General features: G+C 37.0%; 14 protein-coding genes, 1 tRNA gene and 2 riboswitches. Of the genes, 3 read left to right on the top strand and 12 right to left on the bottom strand.

Going from position 1 to position 15,692, the window contains the following annotated elements; genetic code table 11:
• Nucleotides 1-317: 317 nt before the first annotated feature.
• The 6 genes from ACFWDE_RS26735 to groES form a co-directional block, all read right to left on the bottom strand.
• Nucleotides 318-1,823, bottom strand: coding sequence for a sensor histidine kinase (locus ACFWDE_RS26735; RefSeq protein WP_377895883.1), 1,506 nt, complete (start codon nt 1,821-1,823; stop codon nt 318-320).
• A complete protein-coding gene (locus ACFWDE_RS26730) occupies nt 1,807-2,508 on the bottom strand; it encodes a response regulator transcription factor (RefSeq protein ID WP_377895882.1) in 702 nt (233 codons plus the stop codon). The genes ACFWDE_RS26735 and ACFWDE_RS26730 overlap by 17 nt, the downstream gene beginning before the upstream one ends.
• A gap of 144 nt (nt 2,509-2,652) precedes the next feature.
• A complete protein-coding gene (locus ACFWDE_RS26725; RefSeq protein ID WP_002151426.1) occupies nt 2,653-3,978 on the bottom strand; it encodes an NCS2 family permease in 1,326 nt (441 codons plus the stop codon).
• Between the two features lie 128 nt (nt 3,979-4,106).
• A riboswitch (purine riboswitch) is annotated at nt 4,107-4,208 on the bottom strand.
• 158 nt (nt 4,209-4,366) lie between these two features.
• Nucleotides 4,367-5,905 (bottom strand): glutamine-hydrolyzing GMP synthase, encoded by a 1,539-nt coding sequence (gene guaA / locus ACFWDE_RS26720; RefSeq protein WP_377895879.1) that lies wholly within the window; start codon nt 5,903-5,905, stop codon nt 4,367-4,369.
• Nucleotides 5,906-6,073: 168 nt separating this feature from the next.
• A riboswitch (purine riboswitch) is annotated at nt 6,074-6,175 on the bottom strand.
• A 139-nt stretch (nt 6,176-6,314) separates the two neighbouring features.
• A complete protein-coding gene (gene groL / locus ACFWDE_RS26715; RefSeq protein WP_377895877.1) occupies nt 6,315-7,952 on the bottom strand; it encodes a chaperonin GroEL in 1,638 nt (545 codons plus the stop codon).
• A 37-nt stretch (nt 7,953-7,989) separates the two neighbouring features.
• Nucleotides 7,990-8,274, bottom strand: a complete 285-nt coding sequence (gene groES, locus ACFWDE_RS26710) for a co-chaperone GroES (protein WP_377895876.1) — start codon at nt 8,272-8,274, stop codon at nt 7,990-7,992.
• A gap of 402 nt (nt 8,275-8,676) precedes the next feature.
• On the opposite strand from groES, the gene ACFWDE_RS26705 reads away from it, so the two are divergent.
• A complete protein-coding gene (locus tag ACFWDE_RS26705; protein ID WP_377895875.1) occupies nt 8,677-9,426 on the top strand; it encodes a CPBP family intramembrane glutamic endopeptidase in 750 nt (249 codons plus the stop codon).
• Nucleotides 9,423-9,614, top strand: a complete 192-nt coding sequence (locus ACFWDE_RS26700) for a YdiK family protein (RefSeq protein ID WP_001246201.1) — start codon at nt 9,423-9,425, stop codon at nt 9,612-9,614. The genes ACFWDE_RS26705 and ACFWDE_RS26700 overlap by 4 nt, the downstream gene beginning before the upstream one ends.
• Before the next feature lie 29 nt (nt 9,615-9,643).
• On the opposite strand, the gene ACFWDE_RS26695 is transcribed toward ACFWDE_RS26700, so the two are convergent.
• A complete protein-coding gene (locus tag ACFWDE_RS26695; RefSeq protein ID WP_002113443.1) occupies nt 9,644-10,273 on the bottom strand; it encodes a redox-sensing transcriptional repressor Rex in 630 nt (209 codons plus the stop codon).
• Between the two features lie 187 nt (nt 10,274-10,460).
• Here ACFWDE_RS26695 and ACFWDE_RS26690 point away from each other — a divergent pair, with 187 nt between their 5' ends.
• Nucleotides 10,461-12,395: an ABC-F family ATP-binding cassette domain-containing protein gene (locus ACFWDE_RS26690; RefSeq protein ID WP_377895874.1), complete on the top strand. Its 1,935-nt coding sequence runs from the start codon at nt 10,461-10,463 to the stop codon at nt 12,393-12,395.
• Between the two features lie 413 nt (nt 12,396-12,808).
• Here the strand turns inward: ACFWDE_RS26690 and tsaD are convergent, their stop codons facing one another.
• The 5 genes from tsaD to ACFWDE_RS26665 all read right to left on the bottom strand — a co-directional run bounded on the left by tsaD (nt 12,809) and on the right by ACFWDE_RS26665 (nt 15,678).
• Nucleotides 12,809-13,825, bottom strand: a complete 1,017-nt coding sequence (tsaD, locus tag ACFWDE_RS26685) for a tRNA (adenosine(37)-N6)-threonylcarbamoyltransferase complex transferase subunit TsaD (RefSeq protein ID WP_377895872.1) — start codon at nt 13,823-13,825, stop codon at nt 12,809-12,811.
• Entirely contained in the window at nt 13,825-14,268 is a 444-nt protein-coding gene (rimI, locus tag ACFWDE_RS26680) for a ribosomal protein S18-alanine N-acetyltransferase (RefSeq protein ID WP_002159529.1), read from the bottom strand. Before rimI ends, tsaD begins: the two co-directional genes overlap by 1 nt.
• 13 nt (nt 14,269-14,281) lie before the next feature.
• Nucleotides 14,282-14,974, bottom strand: a complete 693-nt coding sequence (gene tsaB, locus ACFWDE_RS26675) for a tRNA (adenosine(37)-N6)-threonylcarbamoyltransferase complex dimerization subunit type 1 TsaB (RefSeq protein ID WP_377895870.1) — start codon at nt 14,972-14,974, stop codon at nt 14,282-14,284.
• Nucleotides 14,955-15,428 (bottom strand): tRNA (adenosine(37)-N6)-threonylcarbamoyltransferase complex ATPase subunit type 1 TsaE, encoded by a 474-nt coding sequence (gene tsaE, locus ACFWDE_RS26670; RefSeq protein ID WP_377895868.1) that lies wholly within the window; start codon nt 15,426-15,428, stop codon nt 14,955-14,957. The genes tsaB and tsaE overlap by 20 nt, the downstream gene beginning before the upstream one ends.
• 174 nt (nt 15,429-15,602) lie before the next feature.
• Nucleotides 15,603-15,678 (bottom strand) — tRNA-Asp (locus ACFWDE_RS26665).
• Between the last annotated feature and the right edge of the window lie 14 nt (nt 15,679-15,692).

Here is a 15,692-nt window from a genome sequence, read left to right as displayed (position 1 = left end):
CCAGGATCAAACTCTCCAATAAAGTTAGTTTGTCTAGCATCTAAAAATAAAAATTGACGTTTACGTTGTTTGTTTCGTTCAGTTTTCAAAGAACTTGTTTGTCGCTCATTTGCGACTCCCTTATGTTAACATTTTCATATTTCAATGTCAACCAAGTTTTTTTATTTCTTTTGTCGCTTTCTGCGTTTTTGCTATCGGCGACTTGTTCTATATTACACCTCTAAACTCTAATCGTCAATATGTTTTTCTAAAAAAATATAAAAAGACTTATTCCTTTTAAAACAAGCCTTTTTATCCTATAAAATTCTATTCATTTATTATTTTTCTATAATTGGTAATGAAACAATGAACTGAACGATCCCGTCCTCATACTCAGCTCGAATACTACCACCTTGCAACTCAACAATACTTTTCGCAATAGCTAATCCGAGCCCCGAACCTTCTGTTACTCTACTTCTAGATTGATCTTTCTTATAAAACCGTTCAAACAAGTTCCCTAACTCTTCTCTCGTAAACTCTTCACTATGATTTGCAATAACAATTTGCATATCCCTGCGCTGCCTTTGCAGAGAAACTTTTATCTCTCCATCATCTTTACTATACTTAATCGCATTCATTAGCAAGTTGTCGAATACACGGACCATCTTTTCCGAGTCAATCATTGCATGCGCACGTTCTTCAGGAAATCTCTTAACAAACGCAAGTCCATGCTCTTCTGCCTGTGGTACTAACTCTTCTATTAATTGATCAAGCAACTCATTTACACATACTTCTTGTTTTTCTAATACAACTTGTTCATTCGTTAACTTCGTATACTCAAATAAGTCTTCTATTAAATTCTTTAACTGCTCCGACTTTGCAAAAGCAATTCTTGTATATTCATCATGTTGTTCTTTATTTTCATATTTAGAATCTCGAAGTAATCTCAAGTAACCCATAATAGAAGTAAGTGGTGTACGTAAATCATGAGATACATTCGTAATAAGCTCGTTTTTCTGCTTTTCTAATTTACGCTCTTTTTCTATATTATTCATAAGCTCTTCTGCCATATTGTTAATATTCTCAGTTAAAGCTGCAATCTCATCTTCACTCTTTTTCTCAATACGGTACGCTAAGTTTCCTTTTTCTATTTCCTTTACACCTTGTGCCATCGCTTCAATTTGCTTCATCTTTCTCTTTGTTATATAGAAGAAAGAGAAAATGAATACAAGGACACCAATTAAAAATGGGAATGGTCCTTCTTGCGTAGCATACATTACTTCACCTTCCGGAATCCCACTAACAAACATGTACAAATTCTTTCCTTCAATTGTAATAGGGGCAAAAGCTATAAATTCTTTTCTCGTACTTTCAAATTCATTTCTACCATTTACATAATTAATCGCAAACGATGCTGCATTACGAATCGTATTATGCAAATCTATTTGCTCTTCTTGCGCCTGCTTCGTTTTATATACAACCTTACCACTTTCATCAGTAACCAATATCTTTAAAGCTCTAGATCCTCGCTCTAAATTTTGGTTCTCCCTTTCGATCATATTTGATATCGCTTCTAATTTATTTTCATGAACCGAACTATTTGCGGCCCTTTGAGCTTGTTGGTTAATTTGTTCCATGCCAGCTCGATAATCGATAGTCGCTTTACGATTCGCATTTTCAAAAAATGGTGCAGCTGCTTTCGCCGACAAAACTCCTAATAACGCACAAGCGGCAAAAGTAGTAATAAGCTGAATTCGTATACTCCGCTGAACACTCTTTACTAATTTCTCAATTAGCCTTCTGGCTTTTCTAATATAAGTGAATGGATTAAATATCTTTTTCAATCTTATACCCCACTCCCCATACCGTTTTTATATATCTTGGCTTCCTCGGATTCTCCTCGATTTTTTCACGCACTTTCCGAATATGTACCATTACAGTATTATCAGACTGGAAAGATCTTTCGTTCCAAACCTTTTCATAAATTTGCTCCGCACTAAAGACCATACCCGGATTACGAGCTAGCAATTCTAAAATTGAAAATTCCCTTGGAGTTAGCTTCACTTCTTCTCCCTCTACAAGGACTTTATGAGTTGAGATGTTTATTGCCATATCTCCAATTTCTAACTCGTCCTCATTTTGAATAGCAAAACCATTCATTTTCATATAGCGACGTAGCTGCGATTTAATTCTTGCAATTAGCTCTAACGGATTAAATGGTTTCGTTACATAATCATCTGCACCTGTCGTTAACCCTAAAATTTTATCCATATCCTGCGTTTTTGCTGAAAGCATAATAATCGGCATTTCTTTCGCTTCTCTTACCTTCATACACATATGAATACCATCTACTTTCGGCATCATAATATCTAATACAACTAAATGCACTTCATTTTCTTCTATTATACGTAACCCTTCTTCTCCGTCCCCTGCTTGCAGTACTTTATATCCTTCGTTCTTTAAATATATTGTAATAAGGTGCCTAATTTCTTTTTCATCATCTACGACAAGTATTGTTTCCCCGGCCATAATATCTCCCCCATCATTTTTAATCCCTAACTTCTATTATAAGAAAATTTCTGAAGAAAAACGCTCGGAAATCCTTAAGATTTTCTGAAGACACAAAAAAAGGTCTAGACTCCCCTTAAGTCTAGACCTTTCAAAAAACCCCTTTTATTTACGAACGTAGATGAAATATAGTACAAATAAAACTCCCATAACATACATAATTGGATGAATCTCTTTACGACGGCCACTCACAACCATTGTAATTGGATAGAAGATAAATCCGATTGCAATTCCTGTTGCGATACTATACGTAAGTGGCATTGAAATGATAGTAAAGAATGCTGGTACTGCAATCTCGAATTTCTTCCAATCAATTTCTCCTAAAGATGAAACCATCAAGATTCCTACAATAATTAATGCTGGCGCTGTTACAGCTGGTGTCACAACACTTAATAGTGGCGAGAAGAATAGTGCCAGTAAGAAGAACCCTGCTGTTACAACTGCTGTAAATCCAGAACGTCCACCCGCTGCTACCCCTGCAGAAGATTCAATATAAGACGTTGTTGTTGATGTACCTAAGATCGCACCGATTACAGTTGCAATCGCATCTGCAAAGAGTGCTTTTCCTGCACGTGGTAATTTATTGTTCTTCATTAATCCCGCTTGATTCGCAACCGCCACAAGCGTACCTGCTGTATCAAAGAAATCGATAAAGAAGAACGTTATAATAACAATACCCATTTCAACAGTGAAAATGTCTCCAAAGTGAGTTAACGCTACCCCGAACGTTGGTTCTAGACTCGGTATTGCTCCCACTACAGCTTTCGGTGTATCAATTAATCCAGTCGCTACTCCTAAGATCGCCGTAAGAATCATGCCGTAGAAAACTGCACCATTTATTTTTTTAATCATGAAAATGATTGTAGTAACAACTCCGAAGATTGCTAGTAACGTTGTGCCCTTTGTTAAGTCCCCCAACCCAACAAGAACAGCATCATTCTTTACGATAATTCCAGCGTTTTGGAATCCAAGGAAGGCAATGAATAATCCAATACCCGCCGCTACTGCAAACTTTAACTCTACTGGAATTGCATTAATGATTTTTTCACGAATGCCTGAAGCAGTAAGAATAATAAAGATAATACCTGACATTAATGTTCCAGCAATCGCCGTTTGCCACGGAATTCCCATCGTTAACACCGCTGTATAAGCAAAGAACGCGTTTATTCCCATACCTGGCGCTAAAGCAATCGGATACTTCGCAAATATCCCCATAATTAACGAACCAATCGCCGCTGCTAATGCTGTAGCAACGAATACTGCACCTGGATCCATTCCTGTACCTGCTGGTAACCCTTTAACATTTCCAAGCGACAGCGTAGCAGGATTGACAAATAGTACGTAAGCCATAGATAGAAATGTCGTTAACCCTGCTATGAACTCAGTCTTATAATTCGTACCGAGCTCATCAAACTGAAAATAGCGTTTCATCCTATGTTTCCCCCGTTATATGATTACTCGCCGTATTTCACCCTAGCCCTCTTTTATCTATAAAAATAAAAAAGGCTCCCATTGCATATACATGGAAGCGTTCTATAAACAAAGACAAGTTTCCCCTCATCTTTATACAAACGCCTCGTAGTCAAGCCATTTACGGTAGCTAGGTAGAAACTTTCGGGCCATATCCCCGATATTATACGACGGCATAATATTCACTTTTCGTTTGAATTACATACTCATATTAACTCGATGAGGTAGTTTTGTCAATTTAAAAACGAACATTTTTATAAACTTTCGTAACTTCGTTCGTATTAACCCCAAAAAAAATAAAAAGATCCATCTATACATAAACGATAGATGGATCTTTTTTATTACAATACTATTCCCACTCAATAGTTGCTGGTGGCTTACTCGTTATATCATACACGATACGGTTAACGTGTTTTACTTCGTTTACGATACGTACAGAGATTTTCTCTAATACGTCCCAAGGGATACGTGCCCAGTCAGCTGTCATACCATCGATAGATGTTACTGCACGAATACCTACTGTGTAATCGTAAGTACGCTCGTCACCCATAACACCTACGCTACGCATACCAGGAAGCGCAGTGAAGTATTGCCAAACTTCACGGTCTAATCCTGCTTTTATAATTTCTTCACGTAAAATCGCATCAGATTCACGAACGATTTCTAATTTCTCTTCTGTGATTTCACCTAATACACGAATACCAAGTCCTGGACCTGGGAACGGTTGACGCCATACGATTTCATCAGGAATTCCTAATTCTGATCCTAATACACGTACTTCATCTTTAAATAAAGTGTTTAAAGGCTCAATTAATTTGAACTGCATGTCTTCAGGAAGTCCACCAACGTTATGGTGAGATTTAATTGTTTGTGCAGTTGCTGTACCACTTTCAACGATGTCCGTGTAAAGTGTACCCTGCGCTAGGAAGTCCATTCCTTGTAATTTAGAAGCTTCATCATCAAATACGTAAATGAATTCATTACCAATGATTTTACGTTTTTGTTCTGGATCTTCTACACCTTTTAACTTGTTCATGAAGCGCTCTTGTGCATCCACTTTAATAACGTTCATATGGAAGCCTTCGCTAAATGTTTTCATAACACCTTCTGCTTCATCTTTACGAAGTAAACCGTGGTCCACGAAAATACATGTTAATTGGTCACCAATCGCCTTATGAATTAATACTGCTACAACAGAAGAGTCTACACCGCCGCTAAGTGCGCATAGTACTTTTTTGTCTCCAACAGTTTCACGGATCTTCTCTAATTCTACTTCGATAAAGTTCTCCATGTTCCATCCTTCAGAACAACCACATACGCCGAATACGAAGTTTTTAATTAAATCGTTACCGTGCTCAGAGTGACGTACTTCTGGGTGGAATTGTACACCATATAAGTTTTCCTCTTCATTGCTCATACCAGCAATTGGACAAGACTCACTTGTTGCATCTACTACGAACCCTTCAGGTAAGCCAGTTACTAAGTCACCATGGCTCATCCATACAACTTGCTCTTCTGGAAGATTCGCATATAATTTTGATTCGTTCTCTACTTTAAGAATAGCTTTTCCGTACTCACGGTGGTTTGCACGTTCTACTTTACCACCGAAGTGTTGCGTCATAAGCTGCATACCGTAACAAATACCGAAAATCGGTAATCCTAGTTCAAAGATTTTTTCATCACAATGTAATGCACCTTCACCGTATACACTATTTGGTCCACCAGAGAAAATAATCCCTTTTGGATTCATTGCTTTAATTTCTTCTGCAGTAATTGTATGCGGATGAAGTTCACTGTATACACCGAACTCACGAATTCGACGTGCTATTAACTGATTGTACTGACTCCCAAAATCTAAAACGATAATTGTATCGTGTTGCTTTTTCAAAATAATCACCCCAACGTTAGTTCTCGTATATAAATATTTTCACCAATTTGGCGAAAAGCATTACCAATATAATAAAAAAAGCCAGTCCTCCGCCTCTAGTCTCATAACAAAGAAAAGGCAGGGGTCTGGCTTTATAAAGAAAGAAAGATAGTCTCCGCTCTTTATAAATATAAGACACACTGCCTTCATAGTCAGGTTGTTTACGGTAACCCGGTAGAGACTCTCAAACCATATCATTGAGGATATATGAAGGATCGTTTTATATTATCTTCCTAGATTCTAACAATGAAGTATCAGTATGGTCAAGAGAGAAAGCGACAAAATTCTACAGAAATTAATTTCCTGCACTCAAAAACACAAAAAAACATCCACTTCTATATAGAAGTGGATGTTTTTCGGGCAAACGAAATTACATCATTCCGCCCATACCGCCCATGCCCATGCCGCCCATGTCAGGCATTCCAGCAGCACCAGCTGGTTCTGGCTTGTCAGCAACTACAGCTTCAGTCGTTAAGAACATAGCTGCAACAGATGCTGCGTTTTGAAGTGCAGAACGAGTTACTTTAGCTGGATCTACGATACCAGACTCAAGCATGTTAACCCATTCGCCAGTAGCTGCGTTGAAACCAACGCCTACTTTTTCGCCTTTTAGACGCTCTACAACTACAGATCCTTCTAGACCAGCGTTGATTGCGATTTGACGAACTGGCTCTTCTAGTGCACGAAGTACGATGTTGATACCTGTTGCTTCGTCGCCTTCAGCTACGATAGAAGCTACTTTTGTGTATACGTTCATAAGTGAAGTACCACCACCTGCAACGATACCTTCTTCTACTGCTGCACGAGTTGAGTTAAGTGCATCTTCAATGCGAAGTTTGCGCTCTTTTAACTCAGTTTCAGTTGCTGCACCTACTTTAATTACTGCTACGCCGCCCGCAAGTTTAGCAAGACGCTCTTGTAATTTTTCACGATCGAATTCAGAAGTTGTTTCTTCTAATTGCGCACGGATTTGACCGATGCGAGCTTCGATTTGTTGTGTGTTTCCAATACCTTCAACTACAGTTGTGTTTTCTTTCGTTACAACGATTTTACCAGCGCGTCCTAAAGATTCAACTGTAGCAGATTTTAAGTCACGTCCTAATTCTTCAGTGATTACTTCGCCACCAGTTAAGATTGCGATATCTTCTAGCATTGCTTTACGACGGTCACCAAATCCAGGAGCTTTAACAGCTACTACATTGAATGTACCACGAAGTTTGTTCACTACTAATGTAGCTAAAGCTTCGCCTTCTACATCTTCAGCAATGATAAGAAGTGGTTTACCTTGTTGTACCACTTGCTCTAATACTGGTAAGATTTCTTGGATGTTAGAAATCTTTTTGTCAGTAATTAAAATGTATGGGTTATCAAGAACCGCTTCCATTTTGTCAGAATCAGTAATCATGTAAGGGGATGCATATCCACGATCAAATTGCATACCTTCTACTACGTCTAATTCTGTTGTGAATCCTTTAGATTCTTCTAAAGTAATAACGCCGTCGTTACCAACGCGCTCCATTGCTTCAGCGATTAATTGACCTACTTCTTCGTCAGCCGAAGAAATAGCAGCTACTTGTGCGATAGAAGATTTACCTTCGATTGGTTTAGAAATCGCTTTTAATTCTTCAATTGCAGCAGTAACAGCTTTTTCGATACCTTTACGAAGACCCATTGGGTTTGCACCAGCTGTTACGTTTTTAAGACCTTCACGAATCATAGCTTGCGCTAATACAGTTGCAGTTGTCGTTCCGTCACCAGCTACATCGTTTGTTTTGCTAGCAACTTCTGCTACTAATTTCGCACCCATGTTTTCGAATGCATCTTCTAATTCGATTTCTTTTGCGATTGTTACACCGTCATTTGTAATAAGTGGTGAACCGAATTTTTTCTCAAGTACAACGTTACGACCTTTTGGCCCAAGCGTTACTTTTACTGCGTTTGCAAGAGTGTCGACACCGCGAAGCATCGAACGACGTGCTTCTTCACTAAATTTAATATCTTTTGCCATAATAATTGACCCCCTTGGATTTTTAAAATGTATATAATTAACCGATAATTGCTAAAATGTCACTTTCACGTAAAATCAAGTAGTCTGTACCTTCGTATTTCACTTCAGTACCTGAATATTTTGAGAAGATGATAAGATCACCTGCTGCTACCTCTAAAGCAACACGCTCACCATTTTCAAGCACTCGGCCTGTACCTACTGCAATAACTTTACCCTCTTGTGGTTTTTCTTTTGCAGTTTCTGGTAATACAATACCACTTGCTGTTTTTTCTTCTGCTTGAACAAGTTCAATTACAACGCGATCACCTAATGGCTTTAGCATGAACAATAACCTCCTCATTTTGTTATGTAAATTTTATTTATTAGCACTCAAGTCACACGAGTGCTAACACACTTCTAATAATAAATAATCTCAATTTCTTTTGCAAGTAAAAAAATCATAATTTTTTCGCAAATTACTTTATGCACTTTCCTATATAGCATTACTTCTTCTACTGCCTTTACTATATGAATCGTTGTTCCCACTTCTTGTATGTTACAATATGAAAGACACCCTAAGTTGTTTTCGCTAAACGTACAACTTTTTCCTGTCTCCTATTTTATTTTCAAATACTTATTTACAAAAAAAATATAATTCAAATGAAAGTTTATATCGTAGGTAGCATATTTACATGTTATCCTACCTTATCTCATACACTAGCGTTAGAAAGGATGGTTAAACCATTTGAAAAAACAATATTGGTGGATTATCGTTACATACATTTTAATGCAGTTATCAGGCATTGCCGGGTTACCGCTTCTCCTGAAAACTGGACTATACGATAATAGGGGATTTACTAGAGAGGAAAAACTTCAGCTCATAACTGGTCATTGGGCTATCATTAGCTTTTTCATTGCATTATGCGTTGTACTTTGGTTACTCAGAACAGATATTCGTGACAGACATTTAGATAAAATGCGCTCTACTGTTCCAGCTACAATTGGGTGGATTTTTATTGGTATTTTCTTAGCTTTCTTCTCCCAAATACTTGCAGGGATGATTGAAATGCAGCTACTAAAGATTAAACAAGGTTCAGAAAACACAATGAGACTCATGGAAATTGCACGAACTACACCTTGGTTCCTTATTGTCGTTTCAATTATAGGCCCTATTTTAGAAGAGATTGTATTTAGAAAAATTTTATTTGGTACACTTTACAAGAGATTTAACTTCTTTATTGCTGCTATCATTAGTTCACTCGTATTCGCAGCAATTCATTTTGATTTTACTCACCTATTGGTATACACTTCTATGGGGCTTGTATTCGCCTTCTTATATGTAAAAACGAAACGCATTATCGTTCCTATAGCAGCCCATGTGGCAATGAATACATTAGTTGCAATTGGACAGATTTTCATGAGCAATGAGCAAATTCAAGAAATGATTAAAGAAGCTGAGAAAATGCAAGGCTTTATCGGAGGATTTTTAATATGAGAAACTCACCATTGTTCATGGCTGCATTGTACTTTCTTCTTGGATGTATCTTTACACGCTTCGCCATTACGAACGTAACAGATACAATCTGGAATATGTGGACAATACTATTTGCAGTTATGGCAACAATTGATTTTAATTTGGCACTTCGCCTTATATTAGTTAAATTCACAAAGAAAAAACAATAATAAAACGCAGAGGTCATCTCCTCTGCGTTTTATTGTGGATAATTCTTCAAAAAGTAAACAAGCGTTTGTAACTCTACAGCTAAATCAATGTGATGAATTCTTATATTCTCTGACACATTTAAGCGTGCTGGTGTGAAATTTAAAATACCATGCACGTCCGTTTCTGCCAATCTATCTGCCACAGATTGCGCTACTGTAGCGGGTACCGTTAATATTGCCACTTGTATATCAGTTGATAAACGTTCTTCTAATTCATCCAAATGATATACAGGAATTCCTCCGATTTCTGTTCCAACTTTCTCTTCACTAACATCAAACGCCATTTCAATTTTCGTATTATTGTTTTTCGTGAAATTATAATGTAAGAAAGCGGTCCCTAAATTACCTACTCCAATAAGTGCCACACGTGTTATATCATCTTGGTCGAGTGTTTCACGGAAAAATGATAATAAATAATTTACGTTATATCCATATCCTTTTTTTCCTAACGCTCCAAAATATGAAAAATCTCTTCGAATAGTTGCGGAATCAACCTTTACCGCTTCACTCAATTCGGCTGATGAAACACGTTGCTTACCAGAAAGAGATAAGTTTTGGATAAATCGATAGTATAGAGGCAATCGTTTGGCAGTGGCCTGTGGAATTTTTTGCTGATCCATATAACCTCTCCTCTCTTCCTATCTTTATTCGTATACTTGAATCAAATACAAAAGTTTAGCACTCATGAATTTCCTTGTATAATAAAGAGAAGAAGTATTCTCTCTTTATTTTAAACTATACACTATTTTTAGTATGATTGAGAAATATAAACATGGCAAAGTTAAGAAATTATTTGAGGTGAAAACATTGATATTATTACAAGTGAATGGGCTTTCGAAATTATACGGTGCAGAAACGATTCTTGCAAACATAAAATTGGAAGTACAAACAAAAGATCGTATCGCATTAGTCGGACGAAATGGAGCCGGAAAATCTACATTATTAAAAATAATAGCTGGCGAGTTATCTCATGATGGTGGTGAAATTATAAAACCGAAAGATGTCTCAATGGGGTATTTAGCTCAAAATACCGGATTAGAAACAGCTTTAACAATTTGGGATGAAATGTTAACCGTCTTTACACACTTGCAGCAGATGGAGATAAAACTTCGAAGGCTAGAGCAAGAGATGGGAAAAGAAGAAAACTTTTCAAATGCGGCTATATACGAGAAATTATTAGCTGATTATGACCAATTACAATTAGATTATAAAGATCAAGGTGGCTATCAGTATGAAGCAGATATACGCTCGATTTTAAGCGGTCTTGGCTTCCCAGTTGAAACACATCAGACGACAATTTCTACATTAAGTGGTGGACAAAAGACGAGATTAGCTCTTGGGAAATTATTATTAACGAAACCAGACTTACTTATTTTAGACGAACCTACAAACCATTTGGATATTGAGACACTAACATGGCTTGAACAATATTTACAAGGCTATCCTGGTGCGATTTTAATCGTTTCCCATGACCGTTATTTCTTAGATAAACTCGTTACACAAGTATACGAAATTTCTAATAAGGAAAGCCGACGATTTGTTGGTAACTACAGTAAATATTTAGACTCAAAATCAGCTCTATACGAGCAAGAGATGAAGCGTTATGAAAAACAACAAGATGAAATTTCTAAACTGGAAGACTTTGTGCAAAAAAATATAGCTCGTGCATCTACGACAAAACGTGCTCAAAGTCGCCGTAAACAATTAGACAGAATGGAAGTATTAGCTAGACCATTAGGCGATTCTAAATCAGCTTCCTTCCACTTCGATATTGAAAAACAAAGTGGAAATGATGTTTTACAAGTTAAAGATGCAACTATTGGCTATTATCAGGAACCGATTATTGAACATGTAAATATGCGCTTAACTCGCGGTGACAGTGTTGCCTTAGTTGGGCCGAACGGAATTGGAAAATCTACATTATTAAAATCCATTGTGAATAAGTTACAGCTATTACATGGAAACGTTGCTTTCGGATCAAATGTATCTGTTGGTTATTATGATCAAGAACAAGCAAACTTAACATCTTCTAAGCGCGTTTTAAATGAATTATGGGATGAATATCCATTGCAACCTGAAAAAGAAATTCGCACTATACTAGGCAACTTTTTATTCACAGGTGATGATGTACTAAAACCAGTATCTTCTCTTAGTGGTGGACAAAAGGCTCGACTAGCTCTTGCAAAACTTATGATGCAAAAATCCAATTTATTAATTCTCGATGAGCCAACAAACCATCTTGATTTAAATAGTAAAGAGATTTTGGAGAATGCTTTAATTGATTACCCAGGTACTCTTCTATTCGTCTCTCATGACCGCTACTTTATTAATCGCGTAACGACAACGGTTGTTGAGTTATCAACAGAAGGTGCACAAGAGTATTTAGGTGATTACGATTACTATGTGGATAAGAAAAATGAAATGATTGAACGCGCAGCATTTGAACAACAAGAACAGCAAGAAAATCAGGCACCTGTTCAAAAAACTGTAGCTCAAGAAAAATTAAATTATCTCGAAGAAAAAGAGCGTAAACAGTTAGAGCGTCAACGCACTCGAAAAATTGAAGAACTGGAACAAAATATCGTAGGCTTAGAAGACGAAATTGCTACATTAGAAGACCAGCTTTGCTTACCAGAAATATATGCAGATTATGAAAAGGCTAGTGAAATTACAACTAAAAAACAAACACTGCAAGAACAGCTTGAAGCTTGTATGGCAGAATGGGAAAAACTGCATATATAAGAGAATTTAAAAGAGGAGGATGTCTCATAAGTCGGGCTTTTTGACGAGATGCCCTCCTTTTTATTTTCTGTTTTGGAATCAATACCATAGTAAATGAAATTATATAAACGGTTCGACAAGGATTGACAATAGTAGCAACTTATATAATAAGTGGAGGATGTTTCAAAATGTTTTTTGGACATCTCCTTGTTTTTTATTTCCCAAAAAAGAATTCCTTCAAAGGTCAGACTTCCACTATGTTATCCACAAGGTTATGCACATATCCACCTTTATAATATAAACTTCCAAATAACTTTTCCACATTATCCACAGTCTCACAAAAAGTTATGCACATTTTATGTACACAAAAAAACCCATATTATCAACAGATAATATGGGTTTTATCCACAAGCTGTGGTTAATTTTGTGTATAACTATGCTTCAATATCTAATCCTGGATTTGCATTTAAAGCTAATGTAGCGCGTTTTCCTTGTTCGTATGCAATTGTACCTGCAGCCGCAATCATCGCTGCATTATCTGTGCATAAAGATAGAGGAGGAATAATTAGCTCTATATTTTCTTTTTGTGCAAATTCTGCTGCTAAACGTGCACGAAGCCCTTTATTAGCAGCTACTCCACCAGCAAGAAGCACTTGTTTTACATTATAAGCATCTGCTGCACGAGACGCTTTCGTTACAAGTACATCTATTACACTTTCTTGGAAACTTGCAGCTAAATCTTCTGGTGCAATTTCTATACCGCGCTGTTTTGCGTTATGCACAGTGTTGATAACTGCTGATTTCAATCCACTAAAGCTGAAATCATACGAATCAGGCTCTAGCCACGCACGAGGCAAATCAATTGTTGGTTTTCCTTCATGCGCAAGGCGATCAATATGAGGACCACCTGGATAAGGCATTGATAATGTACGAGCTACTTTATCGTAAGCTTCTCCTGCCGCATCATCTCGCGTTTCACCAATCACTTCAAATGAACCATGTTCTTTCATATAAACAAGCTCCGTATGTCCACCGGATACAACAAGCGATAGTAACGGGAATTGTACTTCTTTTACTAAACGGTTCGCATAAATATGACCAGCAATATGATGAACACCAACTAGAGGGATATCATGAGCAAAAGCCACAGCTTTCGCTGCATTTACACCTATTAAAAGTGCTCCGACTAAACCTGGACCTTCTGTTACAGCAATTGCATCAATATCCTCAAAAGTGATATTCGCTTCTTTTAAAGCTTCTTCTAACACAACTGTGATTTCTTCTACATGATGACGGGATGCAATCTCTGGTACAACTCCGCCAAAACGCTTATGACTTTCAATTTGTGATGCAACGACATTCGCAATGATTTCCGTTCCATTTTTAACAACTGCTACAGCTGTTTCATCACAGCTTGTTTCAACACCAAGTATAATTGTATTTTTTTCCATTATATATTCACCCACATTACAAGACCATCTTCCTGATTGTCTGCATAGTATCGTTTACGAATCCCACCATTTTGAAATCCGTATTTTCTGTATAACTGCTTTGCTACTTCATTTGACACGCGTACTTCAAGTGTCATTGTTTTTACTCCTAACCCTTTCGCTTCGGAAATGACTTCTTTCAATAAGGCATCCCCTAGCTTTTGACCTCTGTATTCTGGTAGGATAGCTATATTTGTTACATGTGATTCATCAATAATTATCCACAATCCACAATATCCAATTACGAGACCATCTTTTTCTAGCACGACATAATGTGCATGTTCATTCATCTCTAATTCACGGTGAAAGGCATCTGCAGTCCAAGGGGTTGAAAAAGATGCTTCTTCAATAGCTACAATTTGAGCAATATCATCAAGTGCCATCTTTCTAAATATCATATCCATCTTCTGTAGGCCCCTATTGTTTTTGACTTTCTAACCATTTTGTTTCAGCTTCAGCTAAACGAAGATAGCTAGGAACAAACGTATGCACGTCTTGTTCTTCTTTTTGTAATCCTAAAAATGCTAATTCACTTGGTCTTGGGTTATTTTTAGTGAACGGAGCAAATACAGCTTGATCACCTAAATATTCTACAATTGTTTCTTTATGCAATTTAACATCGTTACCAATAAATAAAACAGGCTGTTCTTTATCTTTTAACATTTGCAACCAGTCAACAATAAGAATAATTCGGTCTTCTTCTATTGAAGTTATACGCTCTCCTTCATATGTATATAACCCCGTGTAAATTTGACCACGTCGGCCATCAAATAAAGGACAAATTAGTCCATTAAAATTAGCACCATTTGCAGCCACCACTTCTAAACTTGATACACCTACAATTGGTATTTGAAGTGACCAAGCTAATGTTTTTGCAGCTGTCACACCTATACGAACACCTGTATATGATCCTGGTCCAGCTGCTACAACAATTTTAGTCAATTCTTTCGGTTTTATACCGCATTCTTTTAACAGTTTCTCTACAGCTGGCATAAGACGTACAGAATGATTTTTTGTTAAATTTGTAATGATTTCCCCAATCACGTTCCCTTCCTCAATAAGGGATACACCCATTACGTAATTTGAAGTATCAATTGCTAGTACTTTCATCTTGTAATAGCTCCTCACATAATCTAATATAGCGATCTCCAATTGGCTCGAGTACAAGTTTTCTTGTATCATCTCCAGCATGGAATAAACTAATTTGCAACTTCTCATTCGGTAAATATGCTTCTATTAAATGAGCCCATTCTACTACTGTAATCCCTTCACCATAGAAATACTCATCAAATCCTAAATCTTCTTCACTTTCCGCTAAACGATACACATCCATATGATATAGCGGTAATCTTCCTTTATATTCTTTAATAATATTGAAGGTAGGACTATTTACGACTCTTTTCACTCCAAGACCTTTTGCTAGTCCTTTTGTAAAAGTCGTCTTGCCAGCTCCAAGATCGCCTTCTAAAATAATTACATCTTGTGCCTTTACAAGTCCCCCTAATTTTTCTGATAATCGCTGGGTTTCTTCGGAAGATTTTGTTGTTATTTCATATTTACTCACAGACTTCACCTACTTTACTCACAATGTTCTCTGCTCTTTATTATACAGGTTTTAAATATATAAAAAAGTCCTTAGGAGTTTTCCTAAGGATAGTTTGACTGTCTTTATTAGTTTTTTGTTAAAACAAATAAAAAAATACGAAACAACTTGTTTCGTTCTTTTCTTTATATAAAATGGCGGTCCCGACCGGGGTCGAACCGGCGATCTCCTGCGTGACAGGCAGGCATGTTAACCACTACACCACGGGACCATTTGGTTGCGGGG

Origin of the sequence: Bacillus sp. NPDC060175, from assembly GCF_042728695.1 — a bacterium.
Classification (GTDB): domain Bacteria; phylum Bacillota; class Bacilli; order Bacillales; family Bacillaceae_G; genus Bacillus_A.
This window is presented reverse-complemented; position numbering and strand designations above follow the sequence as displayed.

Coding starts and splice junctions, on each gene's coding strand:
- ACFWDE_RS26700 (WP_001246201.1), top strand. CDS start 9,423: ATGAGAAACTCACCATTGTTCATGGCTGCATTGTACTTTCTTCTTGGA.
- groES (WP_377895876.1), bottom strand. CDS start 8,274: ATGCTAAAGCCATTAGGTGATCGCGTTGTAATTGAACTTGTTCAAGCA.
- tsaB (WP_377895870.1), bottom strand. CDS start 14,974: ATGAAAGTACTAGCAATTGATACTTCAAATTACGTAATGGGTGTATCC.
- groL (WP_377895877.1), bottom strand. CDS start 7,952: ATGGCAAAAGATATTAAATTTAGTGAAGAAGCACGTCGTTCGATGCTT.
- rimI (WP_002159529.1), bottom strand. CDS start 14,268: ATGGATATGATATTTAGAAAGATGGCACTTGATGATATTGCTCAAATT.
- ACFWDE_RS26725 (WP_002151426.1), bottom strand. CDS start 3,978: ATGAAACGCTATTTTCAGTTTGATGAGCTCGGTACGAATTATAAGACT.
- tsaD (WP_377895872.1), bottom strand. CDS start 13,825: ATGGAAAAAAATACAATTATACTTGGTGTTGAAACAAGCTGTGATGAA.
- ACFWDE_RS26730 (WP_377895882.1), bottom strand. CDS start 2,508: ATGGCCGGGGAAACAATACTTGTCGTAGATGATGAAAAAGAAATTAGG.
- ACFWDE_RS26695 (WP_002113443.1), bottom strand. CDS start 10,273: ATGGATCAGCAAAAAATTCCACAGGCCACTGCCAAACGATTGCCTCTA.